The organism is Burkholderia latens (assembly GCF_902499045.1).
In the GTDB taxonomy this organism is placed as follows: Bacteria; Pseudomonadota; Gammaproteobacteria; order Burkholderiales; family Burkholderiaceae; genus Burkholderia; species Burkholderia latens.
Map to the genome: position 1 here is coordinate 1 of NZ_CABVPL010000004.1, position 19,967 is coordinate 19,967.

17 protein-coding genes and 2 pseudogenes are annotated in these 19,967 nt (G+C 61.8%); 9 read left to right on the forward strand and 10 right to left on the reverse strand.

Annotated elements, in window-relative coordinates; translation table 11 throughout:
- Together BSE24067_RS33065 and BSE24067_RS03895 are read left to right on the forward strand one after the other, a co-directional pair.
- Positions 1 to 675 (forward strand): annotated as a pseudogene (locus BSE24067_RS33065) (YadA-like family protein); the annotation flags it as partial.
- Positions 664 to 1,354, forward strand: a pseudogene (locus BSE24067_RS03895) (IS3 family transposase); the annotation flags it as partial. The pseudogenes BSE24067_RS33065 and BSE24067_RS03895, both read left to right, overlap by 12 nt.
- Before the next feature lie 18 nt (positions 1,355 to 1,372).
- Here the strand turns inward: BSE24067_RS03895 and BSE24067_RS03900 are convergent.
- Together BSE24067_RS03900 and BSE24067_RS03905 are read right to left on the reverse strand one after the other, a co-directional pair.
- On the reverse strand, positions 1,373 to 1,855 hold the full coding sequence (locus BSE24067_RS03900; protein WP_151062573.1) for a hypothetical protein: 483 nt from the start codon (positions 1,853 to 1,855) through the stop codon (positions 1,373 to 1,375).
- Positions 1,856 to 1,897: 42 nt separating this feature from the next.
- Positions 1,898 to 3,034 carry a helix-turn-helix domain-containing protein gene (locus BSE24067_RS03905; RefSeq protein WP_151062574.1) on the reverse strand — a complete coding sequence of 379 codons (1,137 nt, stop codon included), beginning with the start codon at positions 3,032 to 3,034 and terminating at the stop codon, positions 1,898 to 1,900.
- Between the two features lie 413 nt (positions 3,035 to 3,447).
- Here BSE24067_RS03905 and BSE24067_RS03910 point away from each other — a divergent pair, with 413 nt between their 5' ends.
- Positions 3,448 to 3,762 carry a hypothetical protein gene (locus BSE24067_RS03910; RefSeq protein WP_012464916.1) on the forward strand — a complete coding sequence of 105 codons (315 nt, stop codon included), beginning with the start codon at positions 3,448 to 3,450 and terminating at the stop codon, positions 3,760 to 3,762.
- On the forward strand, positions 3,755 to 4,042 hold the full coding sequence (locus tag BSE24067_RS03915) for a helix-turn-helix domain-containing protein (protein ID WP_151062575.1): 288 nt from the start codon (positions 3,755 to 3,757) through the stop codon (positions 4,040 to 4,042). Before BSE24067_RS03910 ends, BSE24067_RS03915 begins: the two co-directional genes overlap by 8 nt.
- A 966-nt stretch (positions 4,043 to 5,008) precedes the next feature.
- On the opposite strand, the gene BSE24067_RS03920 is transcribed toward BSE24067_RS03915, so the two are convergent.
- The 4 genes from BSE24067_RS03920 to BSE24067_RS03935 form a co-directional block, all read right to left on the reverse strand.
- Positions 5,009 to 5,305: an H-NS histone family protein gene (locus BSE24067_RS03920; RefSeq protein WP_151062579.1), complete on the reverse strand. Its 297-nt coding sequence runs from the start codon at positions 5,303 to 5,305 to the stop codon at positions 5,009 to 5,011.
- 328 nt (positions 5,306 to 5,633) lie between these two features.
- The gene (locus tag BSE24067_RS03925) at positions 5,634 to 5,939 is read right to left on the reverse strand and encodes a hypothetical protein (protein WP_151062580.1); all 306 of its coding nucleotides are present in this window, start codon (positions 5,937 to 5,939) and stop codon (positions 5,634 to 5,636) included.
- 625 nt (positions 5,940 to 6,564) lie between these two features.
- Positions 6,565 to 7,041 carry a site-2 protease family protein gene (locus BSE24067_RS32915; protein ID WP_367647125.1) on the reverse strand — a complete coding sequence of 159 codons (477 nt, stop codon included), beginning with the start codon at positions 7,039 to 7,041 and terminating at the stop codon, positions 6,565 to 6,567.
- Between the two features lie 135 nt (positions 7,042 to 7,176).
- Complete coding sequence (locus tag BSE24067_RS03935; RefSeq protein ID WP_151062582.1) at positions 7,177 to 7,512, reverse strand: hypothetical protein; 336 nt, start codon at positions 7,510 to 7,512, stop codon at positions 7,177 to 7,179.
- A 287-nt stretch (positions 7,513 to 7,799) separates the two neighbouring features.
- Here BSE24067_RS03935 and BSE24067_RS03940 point away from each other — a divergent pair, with 287 nt between their 5' ends.
- From BSE24067_RS03940 to BSE24067_RS03960, 5 genes are all read left to right on the forward strand, one after another.
- Positions 7,800 to 8,126, forward strand: a complete 327-nt coding sequence (locus tag BSE24067_RS03940) for an H-NS histone family protein (RefSeq protein WP_062911871.1) — start codon at positions 7,800 to 7,802, stop codon at positions 8,124 to 8,126.
- Positions 8,127 to 8,253: 127 nt separating this feature from the next.
- Positions 8,254 to 9,165, forward strand: coding sequence for an SOS response-associated peptidase family protein (locus BSE24067_RS03945; protein ID WP_151062583.1), 912 nt, complete (start codon positions 8,254 to 8,256; stop codon positions 9,163 to 9,165).
- A 73-nt stretch (positions 9,166 to 9,238) separates the two neighbouring features.
- A complete protein-coding gene (imuA, locus tag BSE24067_RS03950; protein ID WP_151062584.1) occupies positions 9,239 to 9,955 on the forward strand; it encodes a translesion DNA synthesis-associated protein ImuA in 717 nt (238 codons plus the stop codon).
- Positions 9,876 to 11,354 (forward strand): Y-family DNA polymerase, encoded by a 1,479-nt coding sequence (locus BSE24067_RS03955; RefSeq protein ID WP_170297401.1) that lies wholly within the window; start codon positions 9,876 to 9,878, stop codon positions 11,352 to 11,354. Before imuA ends, BSE24067_RS03955 begins: the two co-directional genes overlap by 80 nt.
- Positions 11,355 to 11,359: 5 nt before the next feature.
- The gene (locus BSE24067_RS03960; protein ID WP_151062585.1) at positions 11,360 to 14,509 is read left to right on the forward strand and encodes an error-prone DNA polymerase; all 3,150 of its coding nucleotides are present in this window, start codon (positions 11,360 to 11,362) and stop codon (positions 14,507 to 14,509) included.
- A 26-nt stretch (positions 14,510 to 14,535) separates the two neighbouring features.
- Here the strand turns inward: BSE24067_RS03960 and BSE24067_RS32335 are convergent, their stop codons facing one another.
- The 4 genes from BSE24067_RS32335 to BSE24067_RS03980 all read right to left on the reverse strand — a co-directional run bounded on the left by BSE24067_RS32335 (position 14,536) and on the right by BSE24067_RS03980 (position 19,964).
- Positions 14,536 to 14,796 (reverse strand): hypothetical protein, encoded by a 261-nt coding sequence (locus BSE24067_RS32335; protein WP_233629096.1) that lies wholly within the window; start codon positions 14,794 to 14,796, stop codon positions 14,536 to 14,538.
- 209 nt (positions 14,797 to 15,005) lie between these two features.
- The gene (locus tag BSE24067_RS03970; RefSeq protein WP_151062586.1) at positions 15,006 to 15,860 is read right to left on the reverse strand and encodes a peptidylprolyl isomerase; all 855 of its coding nucleotides are present in this window, start codon (positions 15,858 to 15,860) and stop codon (positions 15,006 to 15,008) included.
- Positions 15,861 to 15,956: 96 nt separating this feature from the next.
- Positions 15,957 to 17,690 carry a ShlB/FhaC/HecB family hemolysin secretion/activation protein gene (locus BSE24067_RS03975; RefSeq protein WP_151062710.1) on the reverse strand — a complete coding sequence of 578 codons (1,734 nt, stop codon included), beginning with the start codon at positions 17,688 to 17,690 and terminating at the stop codon, positions 15,957 to 15,959.
- A gap of 207 nt (positions 17,691 to 17,897) precedes the next feature.
- A complete protein-coding gene (locus BSE24067_RS03980) occupies positions 17,898 to 19,964 on the reverse strand; it encodes a two-partner secretion domain-containing protein (protein ID WP_151062587.1) in 2,067 nt (688 codons plus the stop codon).
- Between the last annotated feature and the right edge of the window lie 3 nt (positions 19,965 to 19,967).

Genomic DNA, 19,967 nt, shown 5'->3' on the forward strand with positions numbered 1-19,967 from the left:
ACGGCGACCGGCAACGGCGCAGTGGCGCTCGGCAACGCGAACACGGCCAACGGCGCGAGCGCGCTCGCCCTCGGCAGATCGAACCAGGCGCTCGCCGACAACACGATCGCACTCGGCAACCAGGCCACGGCCAACGCTGTCGGCGCACAGGCCTACGGCTCGGCTGCGCAGGCAACCGCCGCCGACGCACTCGCCTTCGGCTCGGGCGCAACGGCCAACGTCGCCAACTCGATCGCACTCGGCGCGAAATCGGTCACGAGCACCGCGAACCCGACGTCGAGCGCCACGATCGGCGGTGTCACGTACTTCTTCGCGGGCAGCTCGCCGGTCGGCGTGGTGAGCGTCGGCGCACAGGGCCAGGCACGCCAGATCACGAACGTCGCCGCCGGCCAGATCTCGGCCAGCAGCACGGACGCGATCAACGGCAGCCAGCTCAACGCGACGAACAACGCGGTGAATGCGCTGTCGACGTCGACCGCGTCGAACGTCGCGTCGCTGTCGACGGGCATCAACTCGCTGTCCACCGGCCTGAGCGCGACGAACAGCAACGTGGCCTCGCTGTCCACGTCGACCTCGACCGCGATCAACTCGCTGTCGACGGGCCTGAGCGCGACGAACAGCAACGTGGCTTCGCTGTCCACGTCGACCTCGACCGGCATCGGCTCGCTGTCCAGTCGCAGCATCATGGGCATGATGCGCGAGGAAGGTACGGCGATTGGCCGCTTCAAGGTCAGCCGCTTGATGGAAGAACTCGGGTTGATCTGCAAGCAGCCGGGCCGCCATGCCTACAAGCAGGCCACGGTCGAGCGGATCGATATCCCGAACCATCTCAATCGCGAATTCGAGGTTGGTACGCCGAATCAGGTGTGGTGACATCACGTATGTCTGGGCGCAGGGCCGTTGGCATTATCTGGCCGCAGTACTCGACCTGTTCACGCGTCGGGTTGTTGGCTGGGCGTTCTCGACACGCCCTGATGCCGATCTGGTCGTGCAGGCGTTGGAGATGGCCTATGAGCAACGTCGTGGTCGACCGCAAGGCTTGCTGTTTCACTCGGATCAAGGCGGCCAATATGCAAGCCGGAAATTCCGTCAGCGCCTCTGGCGCTATCGGATACAGCAGAGCATGAGCCGTCGAGGAAATTGTTGGGATAACTCCCCGATGGAGAGGCTGTTCCGCAGCTTCAAGACCGAATGTCTACCGTCAGTGGGCTACATGTCGGCGCAGGAGGCACACCGGGACATCAGCCACTACCTGATGCACCGGTACAACTGGATACGACCGCATCAGTTCAATGACGGACTGGCGCCGGCGGTTGCGGAAGAAAAACTTAACGCAGTGTCCGGGATTAGTTGACCACTACATAGGACATCCTTACAGGATATTCATTCTCAATTGAAGACGCAGGGTGCTCAGCCAGTCTTCCTGGAAATGGGGCTGCAGGTTGTCCAACTGCTTGCGCCCAACGCCCGCACTTTGTCCGAGTTGCTGCAGAGATGTTACCCGATCCAAAAGTGTTAGCACGTGTGTGGCACGTATCGCGGCGCGGTCAGCCGTGGAAATTGCGGTCAGAACGGCATCGTCGGGATTCGCATGGAGCCAAGCCATTAGATGATGCTCACCGTCGTCCAGTGCAGGAAGATGCGGGCAATCGAGCCGGAGCATTGCCAGCATTGTGTCATCAACGGCATGCACTCGCGCCAAGCCACCAATGAGTTCGGGGCGAGGAATCTGTACGCGACCGGGCTGAAGCGGGTCCCCAGTGCAGCATTCAATTACACAGCATTCGACGGTTTCAACTTCGAAATGGTGACATAGTGCCTTCCAGCAATTGATGCGAAAAGCCTCAATGATCACGCATGTGTCAACCAATACTCGCGGCTTAGCCATTTACAGGACCTACATCGAAAACGGCACGGCCTTCCCATGCTCCGTCATCAGTTCTGCAAGCTGATCAAGTCTCATCGAAAGCGCCTTGGCGGCCTTACGAGCAGAAACGTGACCATGTGCGATTCCGTCGTGCAACAGAGTAGCGAACGAAGCAGAGAGCAGCTTCGGCATTTCCGTACGAGCCTTCGGGGTGTAAACCTCGCGCAACGCATCACAGATTGATTTGTCGATCATCTTCGCATTGAGCAACCGATAGGCGAGTGCACCGGTGGAAACCTGCAACTCACGCGCAACGCTCGCTAGATACGCCGCATCTGTCAGATGCTCCTGCGGGATTAGCTTGTCGAGAGTAGCCTTGGGCATTAGCACCGCGGCAGCGAAATTATCTGCGAGTTGCTCGATGCGTGGGACACGCTTTCCAGCAGGCTGATCACTTGGATCGCGCCGATCCGGCGGCATGGCGTCCCACGTGAGCGCATGAAACAACTCGTGCGCCACATCGAAATTGCGGCGTACGGTCGACTCCTGACGGTTAATGACGATCACCCCTAGATCTGATAAGCGACACATCGCTCCCGAAATATCTTTGGGATCCATAGCGACTTCTGCGTCAATGAAGAGCACAGAAATGTCGAGCTTGCGTTCGATGTGATCGACCAGCTTCTCAGACGGAATAGTTCCCAGTTCTAGCTCCTGAGCCACCGCTTCCCCCCAAGCCCAAGCATCCTCGAATGTGGGATGGGGAGGTATGCGAAGCATCGGCGTGAGTGCTCTGGAGGGACCGTGAAGTGCAACTTTGAGATGCCGCATAAGGCCGACGAGTTGGCCGATACGAGACTCGAACTCGTCTAGGAGCGCGTCAGGCACCGTTTGTGCAACTCGCCACGAAAAGCGAGCCTCACCGGTGACAACAAATGGGTCAATAAACCAGTCAATCGCGTGACCGAGTACTTGACTTGCCCGCACGAGCTCCGCAGCTTGCACACGTCGATCGCCATTTTCGATAGTCGAAAGCGTTTGCCGATCTGCGAAGCCAAGTGCCTCTGAAAGCTGTGCTTGCGTCATACCCGCGGATTCGCGGGCCGCACGAATGCGTGCCCCCATCCTACGGGCGGAGTCTTGAAGGATATGCTCGTGCGTACTCATTCACGCATGATAATCTTGCACCATAAATTTTGCAAGATTTGTGGTGGCGATCCGCTTAATGAGGGAGCAGTGAAGTTGTCTTGTCGCGCCCGCTGGTACAGATGTCGAAACTGTCCGACCTAAAGTTGACATAATTAACATTATCGATTAAATGGGGTCGGAAGGATTATTCGCCTCTCTGGAGGCGACCTCGCGCATTTCCACGCCCTCGACACATTTCCCCTCGGCCGCTGTAACTCGTCGCAACGGCCACCGCGGCCAAGGTCGGGTTCGAACTCCGGTTGCGCGTCGAGACCGTAGAGGCGCGTATCGCGAACTTTTGATGGCACCGGCCACGGGCCGCCGACCGGTTTCAGCATATCGACATAGCGGTTGACTTGCCAACTATGCGCCAATGGCGTATAGTATTCGCCATGTACACCATCATCGAAACCCCGATTTTTCAGCGGTACGCAGATGAAATCTGGCGCAACGACGAGCGAGAGGCGTTCATCAACTGGCTCGCGGACAATCCTCTAGCCGGCGACGTGATTCCCGGCACGTCGGGACTGCGCAAAGTGCGCTGGTCGCGCGCCGGGATGGGGAAACGCGGCGGTTCGCGCGTCATCTACTACAACCTGCTCGATGACGGCGAAATCTGGCTACTGATTGCGTACACGAAAGCGAAGTTCGACAACCTGCCGACGAGCTTTCTCAATCAACTTCGTGAGGAAATCGATCGTGGATAAGGAAATGGAACAGTTTCAAGCGGACCTGCTGAAGTCGGTCCGCCAAATGAAGGCTGGTGTTGCTGGCCGCACGACGCGCGTACAGCCGACTGAGGCATCCATTGCGCGCGCAAAGGTCGGCTTGTCGCAATCGGAGTTCGCCAGCCTGCTCGGCGTATCGGTACGCACCTACCAACAGTGGGAACAGGGCCGCCGCAACCCAACCGGCGCGGCGCAGACGTTGCTGCGCGTCGCCGTGCAGCACCCCGAAGCCCTGAAGGATCTTCAGCTGGCCGGCTGATCGCCACAGCGGACAAGACAGGAGATCCTACCGAACAGGGCTTTCGCGTGCGACGACCGATGACGGTGTGAACACAGCGACAACCTGGTCTACGCGATGACGACGATCACTGGCAACGCCGATGAGCACCGCTGTGCAATGAGCTCGATCGACGCCTCGAATGTCTCGACCTTAACGCGCGCGAGGACTGTAATCGTGCACCGCTATTAAAACAGGGAGAGTTGGCGTGGATCTCGTGTGGCTACCGAGATGCAGTCGACATCCTTCCCGAGACGTTGCATCCAGGCAATCACGGGGACGCGCGTCCCATCAACGATTAAGTCGAAGGCAAACGCTTCGAACCCCTCCCGGACAAGATGCGTCAGAGGGCGCCACGCTGGCGCCCAACCTCGCGCGCGCGTACGCGCTAGTAATTGACGTTTGGTCAGACCCGGCACGCACTCGCGGACGAAACGGGAGCAGGCGTCGGGCACCGACTCAGGAGGGAACGTCGGTGGTAACGCGAAAGCCGATAACCGTAAGATGTCTGTCATCGTCAGTTCTCTACAACAACGACAACTGACCCGGGATGCCTGGGCGGCCTGCTTGATTGCTTTCTTTTGCAGCTGAGCTCTGCTGGTTCGTGGACTGAGTGCCCTCGGCGCCCGATTGATGCTTCCGTACCCAATCGGCGCCAAGCACATCGGACGAGAACACAACGCCAGGTGCAATCTGCACAAGTTCGCTCATCTGCGGATGTTCCTAAGCGGATTGAATGTCGAAGTGAGCCGCAGCATACCGCGCGCTGCAGTTCCACACTTCGACGCCGTTTCGGGTGAAGGTAGCCCATCCATCCTTGACGATCATCTCAGCGTACGGAAATACTTCGCCGTGTCCCATTGCCTTGGCCGCCAAGACCGTCCGTTCACGGCATATCGCCCGATAATTTCCATCATGCAGGGTTAACGGCGTCGAGCTCAACCCCACTCACTGCTCGATCAAAAACCGGTCGCGGTTCTTCGCGTTTGCAATCCAGTGAGGTGCCTTGCCACGCCCGCTCCAGGTTGCTCCCGTTTTCGGGTCGCGATATTTCGGCGCGACCGGTGCCCGCGTCCCCGACACCGGAGCGCGCCGACGTCCGAAAAGTTGCTCAGGCGTGATGCCATATTCGGCGATCTGCTCACGGATGATTGCGATGATGCTTTCCAGCTCGGCAACGCGTGCTTCTTCCGCTTGCTGCGCCAGTGCTTCTGCCTGAGCTTTCAGTTCGAGATAGGTAGCCATGTATGTGAAGGAACTCCGACTTAGAAGGTTGGCCAGTGGTCGAGATGGCTTGGAGCGTAGATGCAAACCCTCTGTCCACAACCGACACATTATATTCCTGCGATGAGGAAAAAAGACCGTTTCATCGGGGTGCATGGCGATCATGGGCAGCCCCCGTGACCACCGCCTATTCGAGCTGCACACGGCTCTCGAAGAGCGGTTAAATTGCATTCCGAGTTAGGATTCACAAAATTGTATCTAGCGAATTTTTCATTGCGATAGCAAAGTTTTAATGTCGCATCCGGCGCGCAGACATGGACGATGCCGCGGCTTGATGTTGTTTTCCGAGTCACCAGCTCGCGCCGTTACGAGATTCAAACTCCGCGCCGAGGACAATGGGCCGCCATTTGTACGGGATTCGATTCTGTTTCAAATAACGTCGTACGACGTTCCATTGACGATGCCCAATCAAGTGTTCTACACAACCACGTGGGACAGCGCCGTCTTCGCCGCCTGACATATCTGCGCAGCCGAAAACCCTGTAGAGAGAATTCTCGCTTTTCAACTGGATGCCAATATCGGCGCTTGCGTTGTTGCCGGTGAGAAGTCGCCTATTCGATTTACCCATACTGTCCTCACTATTCTGATTTGCCACGTTCATCTCATATGACGCATAATTTTCGCGTTTTCCAGTATCAAATCCCGACGGTGCAAGGCAGGTCTGCGTGCAGTGTGTCGATCACATCGAAACGAATTCGACGATACCTGCCGCCGCGGTTCCGATTACGGTACCGAAAGCGCACACTGCTAGGACTTCCCACATCTTTCTTTGAGCAATTGCTCGGCGAATTGAGGCCTTGTCTGCGACCCGGGGCCCGATGAAGCATGCGGTGCGCCGTTCCTCATTGACGGAGGTACGCACTCTACCGTCGTCAATCGCCTCAGCCAATACTGAAGGCATTGGCAAATACGTCGCCAAGATCCATCGAATCGTCTTCATTCGTGCTCTCGCTGATTGTCCCTATCGTTCGCGTTCGATTTCGAGCGCTAGTGCCGATCTCGACCCGCGAGAATGCCGTGAATAGCGAACCCAAACAGAGCGATGTTGAGCGCCATGCCTGCCGGCCACGGGATGACGCCGGTTCTCGCGAGAAGAATGCAGCCGATGGATACCATCAAAAAGGCAAGGTAGGACCATGGCGAAAATTCTTCGAGGAACTTGTCGATGTGTCGAAACATGTGACGGCCCAAAGGTAAGATCGCAACGATTCATCGGGTTGCTAGGGGCGTCGTGTGACGCTAATCGTACTCACTGAGCATTTTTTGTATGCCCACAGGCCCCGAATAGCCTCTCCATCCGACCATCGATCACTTTGCGGATGGCGTCCTGCGAGGTTCTCGAGCCCAGACAAAACGACGACAAGCAGGACCCCTGCTTGCGAGGCGGTCTGTCCCTGGAGTGGAAAGAAGCAAACTACCGCCGCTGCCAGAAACGTTGCTCCCACCCCTGCAGCGTACACCGCGATGCGCCGTGGCCGGGATATTGGCAGCCATTTGAATTCGACGTGACCGGTGAATGGCAACCAACCAAGCAGGAGCCGGAAATTCGGGCCGAACTGAAGGGCCAAGCGCAGCTTTCCGCCACCAAGTCTAAGCTCCGAAGCGGGCATGCCGAAGGCGATCCCCATCAGCAGATGCCCAAGCTCGTGAATGACCGTCGATACCGGAACGGAAAGCCAAGCTGACGCCACTAACATGAGCGCAGGGTCGCGGTACGCCGGATAGAGATAAGCTGCAGTCGCGCTTGCGTAGATAAGCAAAATTGTGACTATGGCCCCAACGCTGAAAGACCATATTCGACTGAGTTTTCCTGTCGCTATCCCGTCCACCGGTTACATGACCCAGAAGTATGAAGCGGCAAGAAGTCCCAACGCTACGCTGGCGGTTGCGGCCGCGATCAAGACGAACCGATCACCTTCTCTCAATGGGCCGTTTTCGTTCCAGACGGTTACGGTGAATGCCGTCGCGGCTAGGTAGGCAACAGTAAGCGTCAGAAAGGCCGCGACACCGTTCTTCGGCATCGGGTGCCCAAACATTGAGCCGATCGAGAACATCACTATGAATGTCGAAATCGGAAGTGAGAGTGCGATCAAGCGTGTCACGCCCCCGACCCGAACGCCATCCATGGTCGCAAAAATTCTCTTGCTCATCGTGGTCGTGTTTGACATTCTCAGTTTCTCCGTAACTCGAATCGGATTGGAACAACGCGATGGTAGTCCATTCGTGTGCGCTCGTTTTTCCAAAAGCTGCATGAAATAGGCCCTCTTTCGAGGGTTGCGACAGGCTGGCAGCTTGTAGTAGTAGCCGGGGCCCGGGCGGGACCACGGAGCTGTTGTACACATCAGATCCTATATCGGCAGTTGTGATTCAAGCTTGAGAGACCGGTGGGAAAAATCGGGCAACGAACCGATCATCCGTTACCATTCCGCCGTGTTGCAATAACCCGGCGATGATCGTGATCAATGAACTACAAGACCTACAGGCCCAACTCCGTGAATTGAACATTCGGCTCGCGGATCTGAAGAAGGACGAGAAGCAGGCGTATTTGGCAGATATCCAGGAGCGCGTGGCGCTCTACGGTATCACCGAAGATGAACTTCTGCGCGCGGCAGGTTTCCGGAAATCCCGCAAACCACGGGCGCAAGCGAAGTACTACGATCCCTCGTCGGGTAAGCAATGGTCTGGATTCGGGCCGCGACCGAAATGGCTGGAAGGCAAGAATCTCGATGACTATCTGATCGAGCGTGCTGCAAAACCGTGGTGGCCGGGAGAGGATGCCTGACGACTCATCCCCGCGTCGATCGTGCCGGGAGAACGTTCGGCGGTCGGCCGACCGTAGCGACAGTGGTAGGTCCATGCTCAAAGCTTGCGGTACCCTGTCCCTGAACGGTTGCTTATGGGGCACGGCAATGTGCTATTCCGCAAAGATCCAAGCCAACTACCGGGAGTATGTGCGGCGCTATGGCGCCGACATGGACATCGAGACGTTCAGGCGCATCTTCTTCGCGCGTGCGGCCGGGAGCGACATCAAGATCCCGAAAGCGGTCGACGCCGCGTTCGCTGGTGTCGACGACGAAATCTCGGCCGCGATCGCCGCGTATCGGAGCCGGTGGACACGAAAGCTGGAGACCGCTCTGTTCGAGCAGCGAGCGCGGCTCGTCGCGGCCGAGAAAAAGCTCGCCGTGAAGATCACGAAGAAGGCCAGCGAGGACGTCCGAATCGCCACGAACAAGATCGATGCGGCAACGCGCGGGCTCGACGATCTTCGCCGGCAGGACCTACAGGAGCGCGATTCGCGGATCTTCCCCGGTTGGTATGCGCCCGTGCTGATCGAGCTCGACGGCAAGCGCCTGATCGTACCGATGCGGTATCGATGCCGCATTCCCGGTTGGACCGAAACGGACGAGCGTGCCAAGGACGGTTCGTATAACGCCAGGACCGATTCGCTCAGTACCGCCTGGCGGAAGGTGTTTGGCTTCACGCATGGCCTCTTGCTCGTCGACGCTTTTTTCGAAAACGTGAAGCGCGACGGCCAGAATGTCGTGCTTCGCTTCGACCCAACGCCTCCGCAACACATGCAGGTCGCCTGCCTGTGGACCCGCACCGAGATCCCTGGCGCCGACGATTTATGGTCCTTCGCGGCGATCACCGACGACCCACCCCCGGAAGTGGCGGCTGCCGGACACGACAGGTGTATTGTCCCCATTAAATCCTCGAACGTCGACGCCTGGCTCGCGCCGGATCCAAGCCGGCGCGCGCAACTGCGCGAGATCCTCGCCGACCGCGAGCGGCCGTACTACGAGCACCAACTCGCAGCGTAAACGCGGGGGTTGGTGGGCCGGTTATCTCTGTCATATACTGTACAAACATACAGTGTTTTGCGTAACCGACCCCATGCATCCCGCCCTCGCCCATCCAGAAGCAATCCATCCCAGTTTATGGCGCGCCAGCCAACTGGCGCGCTCAAGCGTGCGCGGCGTCGACACGGGCCATCCGGACTTGACGCCCGAACTGCCCGGCGGCGGCTGGCCGGCCGGCGCGCTGATCGAGCTGCTCGCAACGCAGCCTGGTATCGGCGAGCTTCGGCTGCTGGCGCCGGTGCTCACGCGTGCGGCCGGCAAGCCGGTCATGCTGATCCAGCCGCCACACGCGCTGCAACCGTTGGCGCTCGCGTATTGGGGTATCGATCCGGCCGGCTTCGTAACGCTGCCGGCGCCGCGCACGGCCGACGCGCTGTGGGCAGCCGAACAGGCGCTGCGTGCCGGCACGTGCGCTGCCGTGCTGCTCTGGCAGTCGCACGTCCGTGCTGACGCATTGCGGCGGCTCAATCTGGCCGCGCAGAGCGGCCAGGCGCTGTTCTACCTCTTCCGGTCTGCGGCCGCCGCGCGCGATGCGTCGCCGGCACCCTTGCGGCTCGCGCTGGCGCCCAAGCGCGACGGCATCGACGTCACGTTCGTGAAGCGCCGCGGGCCGGCACGCGACACGCCGCTGTTCGTTCCCCTGTCCCCCTCGCCGATTTTGTTGAACCGCCATGCAAGTCTGGATCGGCGTGCTGCTGCCCCACGTCAACATAGAAGTGTTCCGGCCGCGATCGCCGGCGCCGTCGCCTGACGATGCGCGCGGGCTCGTCGTGCTCGAGGGCGGCCGCGTCGTGGCGCTCGATCGCGCCGCACGCGCGCTCGGCGTGGTCGCCGGCATGCGCCGCGGTGGCGTGCTATCCCTCGCGCCGGACGCGCAGATACGCGAGCGCGACGCCGCGCGTGAGCGCGAGCTCGTGCTTGGCGTTGCATATTCGCTTTTGCAGTTCACGCCAAGCGTCGTCGACGCCGACGAAGCCGTGGTGTTGCTCGACGTGACGGCGAGCCTGCGCCTGTTCCACGGCATCCGCGCGCTGCGCCAGCGCGTGCGCGACGTTGTCGCGTCGTTCGGCGTCACGGCGGCGATATCCGTCGCGTCGTCGGGCCCGGCCGCGTGGATGGTCGCCCGCGGCCTGCGCGGCGGCCTCGCGCTGTCTGCGCGATCGCTGCGCCGCGCGCTCGCGCGCGTGCCGCTCGTCGTGGCGCCGGACGCCCGGCGCTACGCGAACTGGTTTGAGGATCTCGGCTGCGAAACGCTGGCCGATCTGCAGCGCTTGCCGCGCGCCGGGCTGAAAAAGCGCTGCGGCACGCAGCTGCTCGACTGGCTCGACCAGGTCGCCGGCGCCGCGCCGGCCGCCTACGACTGGCTCGAAATGCCGCCGTCTTTCAACACGCGCGTTGAACTGATGGATCGCGTCGAGCACGCCGAGGCGCTGCTGTTCGTCGCGCGCCGGCTGATCCTGCAGCTGACCGGCTGGCTCACCGCGAAGCAGCTGGACGTCGCCGCGTTCGCACTGCTGCTCGAGCACGAGCGCGGGCGGGACGCGATCGCCCCGACCGAGATCGAAATTTCGTTGGGCGCCCCTACCCGCTTCGAGGAACACCTGACGCGACTGGTCAAGGAGCGGCTCGGCCACGTCGAGCTCGTCGGGCCCGTGATTGCGGTGCGCCTGGTCGCCCGTCGCGTGCAGGAAGCGGCCGCGCCGAGCGACTCGCTGTTCCCGGAACCCGGCGGCAAGCCGCAGGATCACGCGCGGCTGCTCGAACTGCTGACCGCGCGGCTCGGCGCCGAGAACGTGCTCGTCCCGGCTCCCATGGCTGACTACCGTCCGGAGCCGGCCGCCCGATGGGTGCCGATGCGCGACGCGCCGAAGCCGGCGCCGCTGCCGGCGGATCTGCCACGCCCGGCGTGGCTGCTTGCCAAGCCGGTGCCGCTGCTCACGCGCCAGCATCGCCCGTTCTACGGCACGCCGCTGCGCATGGTGTCGCCCGGCGAGCGCATCGAAGGCGGATGGCAGGACGGGCAGACCGTGACGCGCGACTACTTCGTTGCCGAGGACGACCACGGAGTCTGCTACTGGATCTACAAGGAGCGGCCGACGGCCAGTGACGAAAGCGAATCCCGCTTTTTCCTGCACGGCCTCTTCGGCTGATCGTCATGGACGCCGGCAGTTTCGGCGCCCTGCCCGCATACGCGGAACTTCAGGTCGCCTCCGATTTCTCGTTCCTGCACGGCGCGTCGCGCGCGGAGGAATACGTGGCACGCGCGGCGCAGCTCGGCTACAGCGCGATCGCGATCACCGACGAATGCTCGCTCGCCGGCGTCGTGCGTGCGCACGTCGAAGCGAAGGCGGCGAACATGCCGCTGATCATCGGCTCGCACTTCCGGCTGACGGCCGCCGACGGCTCGCCCGCGCTCGCCTTCACCGCGCTGGCGATGAATCGCGATGGTTACGGCAACCTCTGCGAATTCATTTCGCTCGGTCGCATGCGCAGCAAGAAAGGCACGTACCGCCTAGCGCCGCTCGATCTCGAGCACCCGGAAACTCCGTACAGCCACCTCCGGAGCCTGCCCGACTGCATCGCGATCCTGTCGCCCGACTTCCCGGCCAACGAGCAGCGCTTCGACGCGCAGGTCGAATGGTTCGCGCGCGTGTTCGGCGATCGCGCATGGGTCGCGCTGACGTTGCACGCACGCGCGATGGACGACATCCATCGCGGCGTGGTGGAGCGCGTCGCCGCGCGCCACGGCGTGCCGGTGGTGGCCACCAGCTGGCCGCTGATGCACGTTCGGTCGCGCAAGCCGCTGCAGGACGTGCTGACGGGAATTCGCGTCGGCCGACCGGTAACGGAGTGCGGGTACGAGCTCGCGCCGAACGCGGAGCGTCACCTGCGATCGCGTCTGCGGCTCGCCAACCTCTATCCCGCCGGCGCGCTCGAGGAAACCGTACGCGTCGCACGGCGCTGCACGTTCTCGCTCGACGACCTCAAATACGAGTATCCCGACGAACTGGTACCCGCCGGCACCGACCCGGCGACGTACCTGCGCGAGCAAACCTACATCGGCGCGCGACGGCGTTTCCCGGATGGCATCCCGGTCGACGTCCAGGCGCAGATCGAGCACGAGCTGCAGCTGATCGCCGACCTGAAATACGAGGCGTATTTCCTGACCGTCTACGACATCGTGCAGTTCGCGCGCGAGCAAGGCATCGTGTGCCAGGGACGTGGCTCGGCCGCGAACTCGTCCGTTTGCTACTGCCTCGGCGTGACCGAGGTCGACCCGTCGCGGCAATCGATGCTGTTCGAACGGTTCATCAGCAAGGAGCGCAACGAGCCGCCGGACATCGACGTCGATTTCGAGCATCAGCGCCGCGAAGAGGTCATGCAGTACATCTACCGCAAGTACGGCCGCGATCGCGCAGCGCTGACGGCCGCCGTCACGACGTACCGGCCGCGCAGCGCGTTACGGGAAGCCGGCAAGGCGCTCGGCGTGGATCCGGCGATCGTCGAGCGCGTGGCAAAGCAGCATCACTGGTTCGACTCGCGCGCCGATCTGCTGCAGCGGTTTGCCGAGGCCGGCCTCGATCCCGAAGCGCCGCTGAACCAGCAGTGGGCCGGATTTGCCGCGCAGCTGCTCGGCTACCCACGGCACCTGTCGCAGCACTCAGGCGGCTTCGTGATCAGCCGCGGCAAGCTCACGCGACTCGTGCCGGTCGAGAATGCGGCGATGGAGAATAGGTCGATAGTCCAATTTGATAAGGATGACCTGGAAGCGCTCGGGATCTTGAAGATCGACGTCCTGGCGCTCGGCATGCTGTCGATGGTGCGCCGCGCGCTCGACATGATCTCGGAGAAACGCGGCGAGACATTCGAACTGCAGGACATCCCGGCCGAGGACAAGGCGACCTACGACATGTTGTGCGACGGTGACAGCATGGGCGTGTTCCAGGTGGAATCGCGCGCGCAGATGTCGATGCTGCCGCGCCTGCGGCCGCAGTGCTTCTACGATCTGGTGATCGAAGTCGCGATCGTGCGGCCGGGCCCGGTGCAAGGCGGGATGGTGCATCCGTTTCTCCGCCGGCGCCAAGGACTGGAGCCCGTCACATTTCCGTCAGAAGGCATGGAGAAGGCACTGGCGCGCACGCTCGGCGTGCCGATCTTCCAGGAGCAGGTGATGCAGGTCGCGATGCTGGCGGCCGGCTTCTCCGCCGGCGAAGCCGACCAGTTGCGCCGCGCGATGGCGGCATGGAAGCGCAAGGGTGGGCTCGAGCCGTACCACGAACGTCTCGTGAGCGGCATGCTGGAGCGCGGCTACGATCGCGAGTTCGCCGAGTCGATCTTCGCGCAGATCAAAGGCTTCGGCGAATACGGCTTCCCGGAGAGCCACGCGGCCAGCTTCGCGCTGCTCGTCTACTCGAGCGCCTGGCTGCGTCGACACGAACCTGCTGTGTTCCTGGCCGCCCTGCTCAACAGCCAGCCGATGGGCTTCTACACGCCCTCGCAGCTGCTGCAGGACGCGCGACGCCGCGGCGTTGAGGTGCTGCCTGTCGACGTCAACGTGAGCACATGGGATTCAACGATCGAAGGGCCGACGACGTCGGCACCCGTGCGCCTCGGCTTCTCGCTGTTGCGCGGCATGCGCGAGGACGTCGCCGGCCGCATCGAGCTCGCACGCGCAGCGCGGCCATTCGTCGACGTCGCGGACCTCGCGCGCCGCGCGCAGCTGGATCGCCACGACCTGCAGGTGCTCGCGCGCGCAAACGCACTTCAATCGTTCGCCGGCGGCACCCGACGCGCGGCGCTTTGGCTCGCGGCCGCTGCCGTGCCTGATCGCGACCTGCTGCGCGGCACCGAACGCGACGACGCGGTGCCGGCGTTGCCTCAAGCGTCGGAGGGCCACGAGATCGTGACGGACTATCGCGCGATGGGCTTCACGCTCGGCCGGCATCCACTGGCGCTGCTGCGCGATCGCCTCGCGTTGGATCACCTGCAGTCGGCCGAGCAGCTGGCGACGTTGCGCAGCGGCCAGCTCGCGCGCGCGTGCGGCCTGGTCACGGTTCGGCAACGGCCGGGCACGGCGAACGGCGTGCTGTTCATGACGCTCGAGGACGAGACAGGCACGGTGAACGTGATCCTCTGGCCCGGTCTGTTGGAGAAGTTTCGGAAGGAAGCGCTCGGCGCTGCGTTGCTCGCGGTCTACGGCGTGTGGCAAGCCGAAGGTAAAGTGCGACACCTGATCGCTAGCAAGCTCGTCGACCGCAGCGACTTGCTCGGTGCACTGCCGACGACGTCACGGGAGTTTTGCTGACTTTGACGCACGACTGCTTTCGGTTGCTACCGGCCGCCATTTAGTCGACTCCCCGGTAAAGGAGAGCAGTTGGCGGACGTGGCAAAACGACCGAGCCTGTCCCATGCTTGAAGGTAGCGGTACTTCGGAACGGTGGCAACGAGTGCGTCCATTCTTAAAAGCAACTGCTCGATCTCTGGCAGGCGGTTGGTGGGCACATGCCACTCTCGTCCGTCAGCAGCAGAATCGATGCTGTCTTGCAGCACGGTCTCGGCTCCAAGGAAGAGCGCCAAGTCACTGTCGGACACGTCAGGCTCGACAAGAAAGTACCCTAGATAGAGCACCCTGAGTAACGCAATCAACGTCTCATGAGTGCCCTTTCCACTTCGGATAGCCGCAAGTGCCAGGTGGTTTTCGAGTGAGATGGCGCGGACATGAGTCGCCGGTAGAGGCAATAGCTCAGCCTTGCTACGTGGTCGTCGATTCGGGCGTTTTTGCGACATTCTGAGGACGGCGCTTACTGTTGAATCGTTGCATTCTTCATCAGTCCACCAACGAAAATCGCCGTCGCCTTCTCGAGCGCCAACGCCTGAAGTTGCTGCTGAATCGTCGCCTTCGCTATGTCAAACGATGGGACCTGCGTCGGTCGCTTCGCGTCGACCTTTACGATCGCGCGTGGGCCATTGGCGTCATTGCCGAGCGCGATCGACTGTGGCGTCACACCGCCTGCAGGCAATCGCGTAATCGCCTGCGCAACCGTGAGCGGCAACCCTTGCGTATTCCCGTCTGTCACCGGCGTCTTGAAGCTCACCCACGGCAGTTCACCGCCGGCAGCAGCGGTCGGCGCCTGGCTGTACTGCCGAGCCAGTGCGTCAAACGACTGACCCGCTTTCAGGCCGGCCATCACCGTCGCAGCGGTAGCCGCATCTTTCGTCACGATGATGCGCGGCTTGATCTCTTCCTTTCCGAGCGATGCGACGATCTCGTCGTAACGCGCCTTGACCTGTGCATCCGAGACAGGCTCGGGCTTCACGTTATCGCGTACGAAAAGTTGCGTCTCGGCAGTCGATTTCGCAAGCTGCATGGCCGCCTGCACTTCGGGCTTGCTGCCGTAGCTCGCCTTGTCCGCCGCTTGCTGAATCAGCACGCGCGCGATCAGTTGATTCTTGATCGCCTGGCGAAACTGCGGCGTATCGGGCTGGTGGGACGCCTGCAACACCGCGTCGACTTCTGCCTGGCTGATCGGCGTACCGTTCACCGTTGCGACAACACCGGCCGCCAACGTCGAGGACTGTGCGTGAGCCTGGACAGGCAACGCCAATTGCCAGGCAATCGCCGTCGCGATCAGAATTCGGTTGAACGTCGTCTGCATACTTGATGCTCCTGCCTGTATGAAAAAGCACAGCAACCGCGGTTGCTGCACAAAGTATCCGAAACTCAGGGCGAACCGGACACGACCAAACTCGCTCTAGTAAAACCAGTTCAAGGTGCCGAGCACCAGTGTCGCCTTGTTGCCAAGTGCGGCCGGCTGTGTCAACGCGCGACCGACCAGCACCTCGCCCGACAACGATTGCTTGCGCCACTGCCATTGCGCCCGCAGACCGGCGCCGATGCCGGCGAGCGTCGGAAAGCCCGACGCACCGATCAGGCTCGTCTTGCCGGCGTCGAGAAATACATACGGCTCGATACGACCTTCCTTCCACATCGGCACGTTAACCCACGCGAATTCGTTTCGCGCATAGAGGCCGCGGTCCCCTGCGATCTCGCCCGACCGAAAGCCGCGGATCGTATCCATGCCTCCGAGATAGAGCTGCTCCGAGCCGTACAGCGCTGTATTCGTGTACTGGCCACCCAAAACGCCACGGTACACCAGCACGGCCCCGTTCAGCCTGGGTAGTGGCAACGTCACCGTCGCCGTCGCATCGAGCTTGGTGAACTGGCTATGCGCCGCGTCGCGCGCAATGCCGTGTTCATCGTGATTCGCGCCAAACCACGGCAGTCCCTGCGACACCCCGCCGTTGAGGGTGAAATTCCCTTGCGCGTCGTTCATCGCAAACTTGTGCAGCCAGTTGCCGCCGATTCGTAGCACGGCAACGCGCTGCGGATCGAGGTCTGCTCCGTTGATCGTCCGATCGGTGCGACGCCACGAGAGCGTCGTATCGATGCTGGTGATGTCGCTCACGGTCCTGCCGACCAGATAATTCCAGCCGCAAATGTGCGAGAGCGTGCGGCCATAGAGCAGCGCCGTCGAGCCGATCAGCTGCTGATACTCGGAGTCCGCGATCGTGTAGCTGAACGTACTGCGCCCGAACGGCACGGCAAAAGAACCGACCAGCGCGTTGCTGTCCTGACTGTCGAGGAAGTTGACGCTAAACGACTCTTGCAAACCAAGCAGATTGTTCGCTTCGACACCGGCCCGATATCGCGTCACGCCCGTTGCCGAGCTGCCGTAGTTGTCGACGCCGAGGTTGAAATACAGCCGGTCGCCAGGCTTGTTGTCGATGGCGACGATCGAGTCACCGGCGTTCTGGCCCGGCAGGATTTGCACCGCGGCCTGATTGCGGCGCAGTCGGTTGATCTGCGCGACGCCTTGATCGATGTCCGGCAGACGAAGCGGGTCACCGGGCGAGACTGGGAATGCATTCGCATAGCCGACGTCGGTGAACCAACCGCCACCTGCCGAAGCTTCACCAGGTTTGAGGCGATGGATCGGTTGCCCGTTGACGACAAAAGCCGAGACGTGACCGACTTGAATCGTGACCGTGAGCGTGCCGGACGAGAGGTTCTGTTTGCCAAGCAGTGCGCGAGTCGTCACGTAACCCGCCGAAACGAAGGTATCCGTGAGACGTTTCAGCAGCACATTAATCCGATGCGAGCCGAGTTCGTGATTCGCAAACTCCCCGACGATCGAATCAAGTTTCGTTCGCGATACACCGCTGGGCGAGGCGAACGGCTTACCGTCGGCCGATTGCAGCAAGATCTGTCCGACGCGAAACGTTGGACCACTTTCGACAATCGCGTCGACCGGCGTGCCGGGCGGAACGTCGAGCGTCGTATCGGCTGGCGGTGGGACAGTCACCGAAGGCGGCGGCTGCTCGAGCTGACGCTGGCGCGCCTGTTCGCGCTGCTGCTCGATGATCAGTTGAGCGGGGTCCTGCACCGGCCGGACCGCCGGAGGCACCGTTTGCGCATGCGCCGGCATGTACCACGCTGCGAGGCTCGCGACCAGCAGCGGTAGCTTGTATCGGGGGTAGACGGGTGCTTTCATCGTTGTTGTGCGTGCAGAAACCCGTGAGCCGACGTGGCGTTGCGGGTCGCGCCACTCATCGATGCGGCGAAGACGACCGCGATAGTCAGAAAAGAGACGACGACTATGCCGGGGCGATTTTTCGTTCGATAGTTCATTCGCTTAACGCCACCACCACGTCGTCAGGCCCAAATGCTGATCGATGGAAACCGGCGTTCGCGACGGCGCACGCACGGTAGTGATACCGCCTGCAGCCGTCACGCCCTTCCCGCCGCTGAACGAACCGCCGTCGATCACACCGTCTCCGGTCAGAAAGACCTGTCCGTTCGCGGCAAAGCCGCCACCGATATCCATCGCGATCAGCTGCGCCCACGTGCTACCGAAGAACGCCTTGAAACCACGATCCTGATTGATCGCTGAGTAACCGGTCACGCCCTGCGCATAGGTGACGGGCGCGTCTACCTTGATGTCGCCCGTTGCGAAGACATTGCCGCCGACGTTGCGTGCGACGGTGCCGCTCTTGATCGAGATGCTGCCGCCCGCGCCGGATTGCGAACCGCCGCTCGCCTGGATCGTGCCGCCGTAGGGCGTGACGTTGCTCGACGCGTTGGCGTGACAGAAGATCCAGCAGCTGCGCGAATAGTTCGCCTTCCCCGAGAACACGGCCGCATTCGTGAACGCATTCTGTGCCGCAATGGTGATATCACCGGTAGTCGCTTGAATGACACCGCCCGAGTTCGTCACGTTCCGCCCGGTGATCGTCAACGGCCCGCTGGTCGTCGCGAGGTAGGCAATTTGGTCGGGCCGGTTGACGGTGCCGTAGTCGATATTCACGCCCGTCGTCGAATGCGTGAAGAACAGGAAGCTGCCGCCTCGATCCGTGTACGCGGTCGGCTGGCCGCCATTCGTGCCACCCGAATGGTCGATGACGTTCAGCACGTCGCCTGCCGCGGTCAGGCTCATGCCGCCGTTCGATGCGACGCGCGCGTTATCGTTGATAATATTGCCGCCCGCAGTCAGCGATGTCTTGCCGTTGGCCGAAAAAATGATGCCTTGATTGTTCGCGCTCGATCCGTTGCGAATATCGCCGGCAGCGATCAGCGTCAGGTCGCCGCCGGAAGGCGTGCCGTTTGTCGTCGTACCCGCCTGAATCACGCTGCCGACGTTCGTAATGGCACCGCTGCTCGTCAAGTTGACAGCATTGGTTGCACTGAGCGTCGACGGGCCGGCTGCATCGTCCGAGAGCGAGATCGAGCTGGCATGAACTGTCGCGTTGTTCCCGGCGTTCAGTTGGGCGCCCTGTAGGGTAACCGCGCCTGTCGTCGAAATCGAGGCGTCATGCGCGCCGAAGAACTGGTTGTCGGCGATCGTGACGTCGCCGGTCGACGTGACCACGGCATCGCCCGCGTTCGCGTAGAGCTTCCCGAGGCTTCGGACGCCCGCGCCCTGGTCGGTGATGACGAGTTCAACCCGTCCGGCCGTCAGTCCGCCGGCGGCCGTGATATCGACGGCGAGCGCTTTGCTCGTCGCGCCGGCAGACGATGCACCGATACGCCAGTCGTGTCCGTTGTCCGTGGGCGACATCCCGCCGTTCCAACTCGTCGTACTGCTGCCAACCGTGCCACGGATAAAACTCGGCACGCCAGTTTTGTTGTCGTAGGTATTCGTGACCGGCCCGTTCACAGCCAGTTGCTTGGCGACAAGGTCGAGGCCAATCAGGTCGCCTGTCAGGCCGCCGGCACCGATCGTGACCGCGCCGCGGTCCGTGTTCAGTACGATGTTGCGCTGCACCGTGCCCGGTGCAAGCGTTACGTCGGTGAAACTCACTTGACCGGTCGACAACACGACATGACCGGTGTTCGTGAAGCTTCCGCCGTCTACGGTCACCCCGTTCGGATTCGCCAGGATGACGTTTGCGCGTGGACCAAGGACGTTGATGTTGCCTTGGATCAGTGACGGGTTTGTGCTCGTGACTTGGTTGACGATCGTGCGTGCATTGATGCCGACGTTGTTGAGGTCCGCGCCAGCTCTCGAGATGCTGAAGGACGAATAGGTGTTGTTCGAAACGCCGCCGATTGCAGGTGCGATGTTGACGGTCTGTCGACCATTTGCCCCGTTAAGGACAGCTGTCGCGGTACCGCCGTCGGCGGTGATTCCGCCAGCATGGGCGCAGTATGGAACCGTTGCCCACGCTAAAAATAGACTGCGCCGCAGTATGCCAGTTAGCATCGA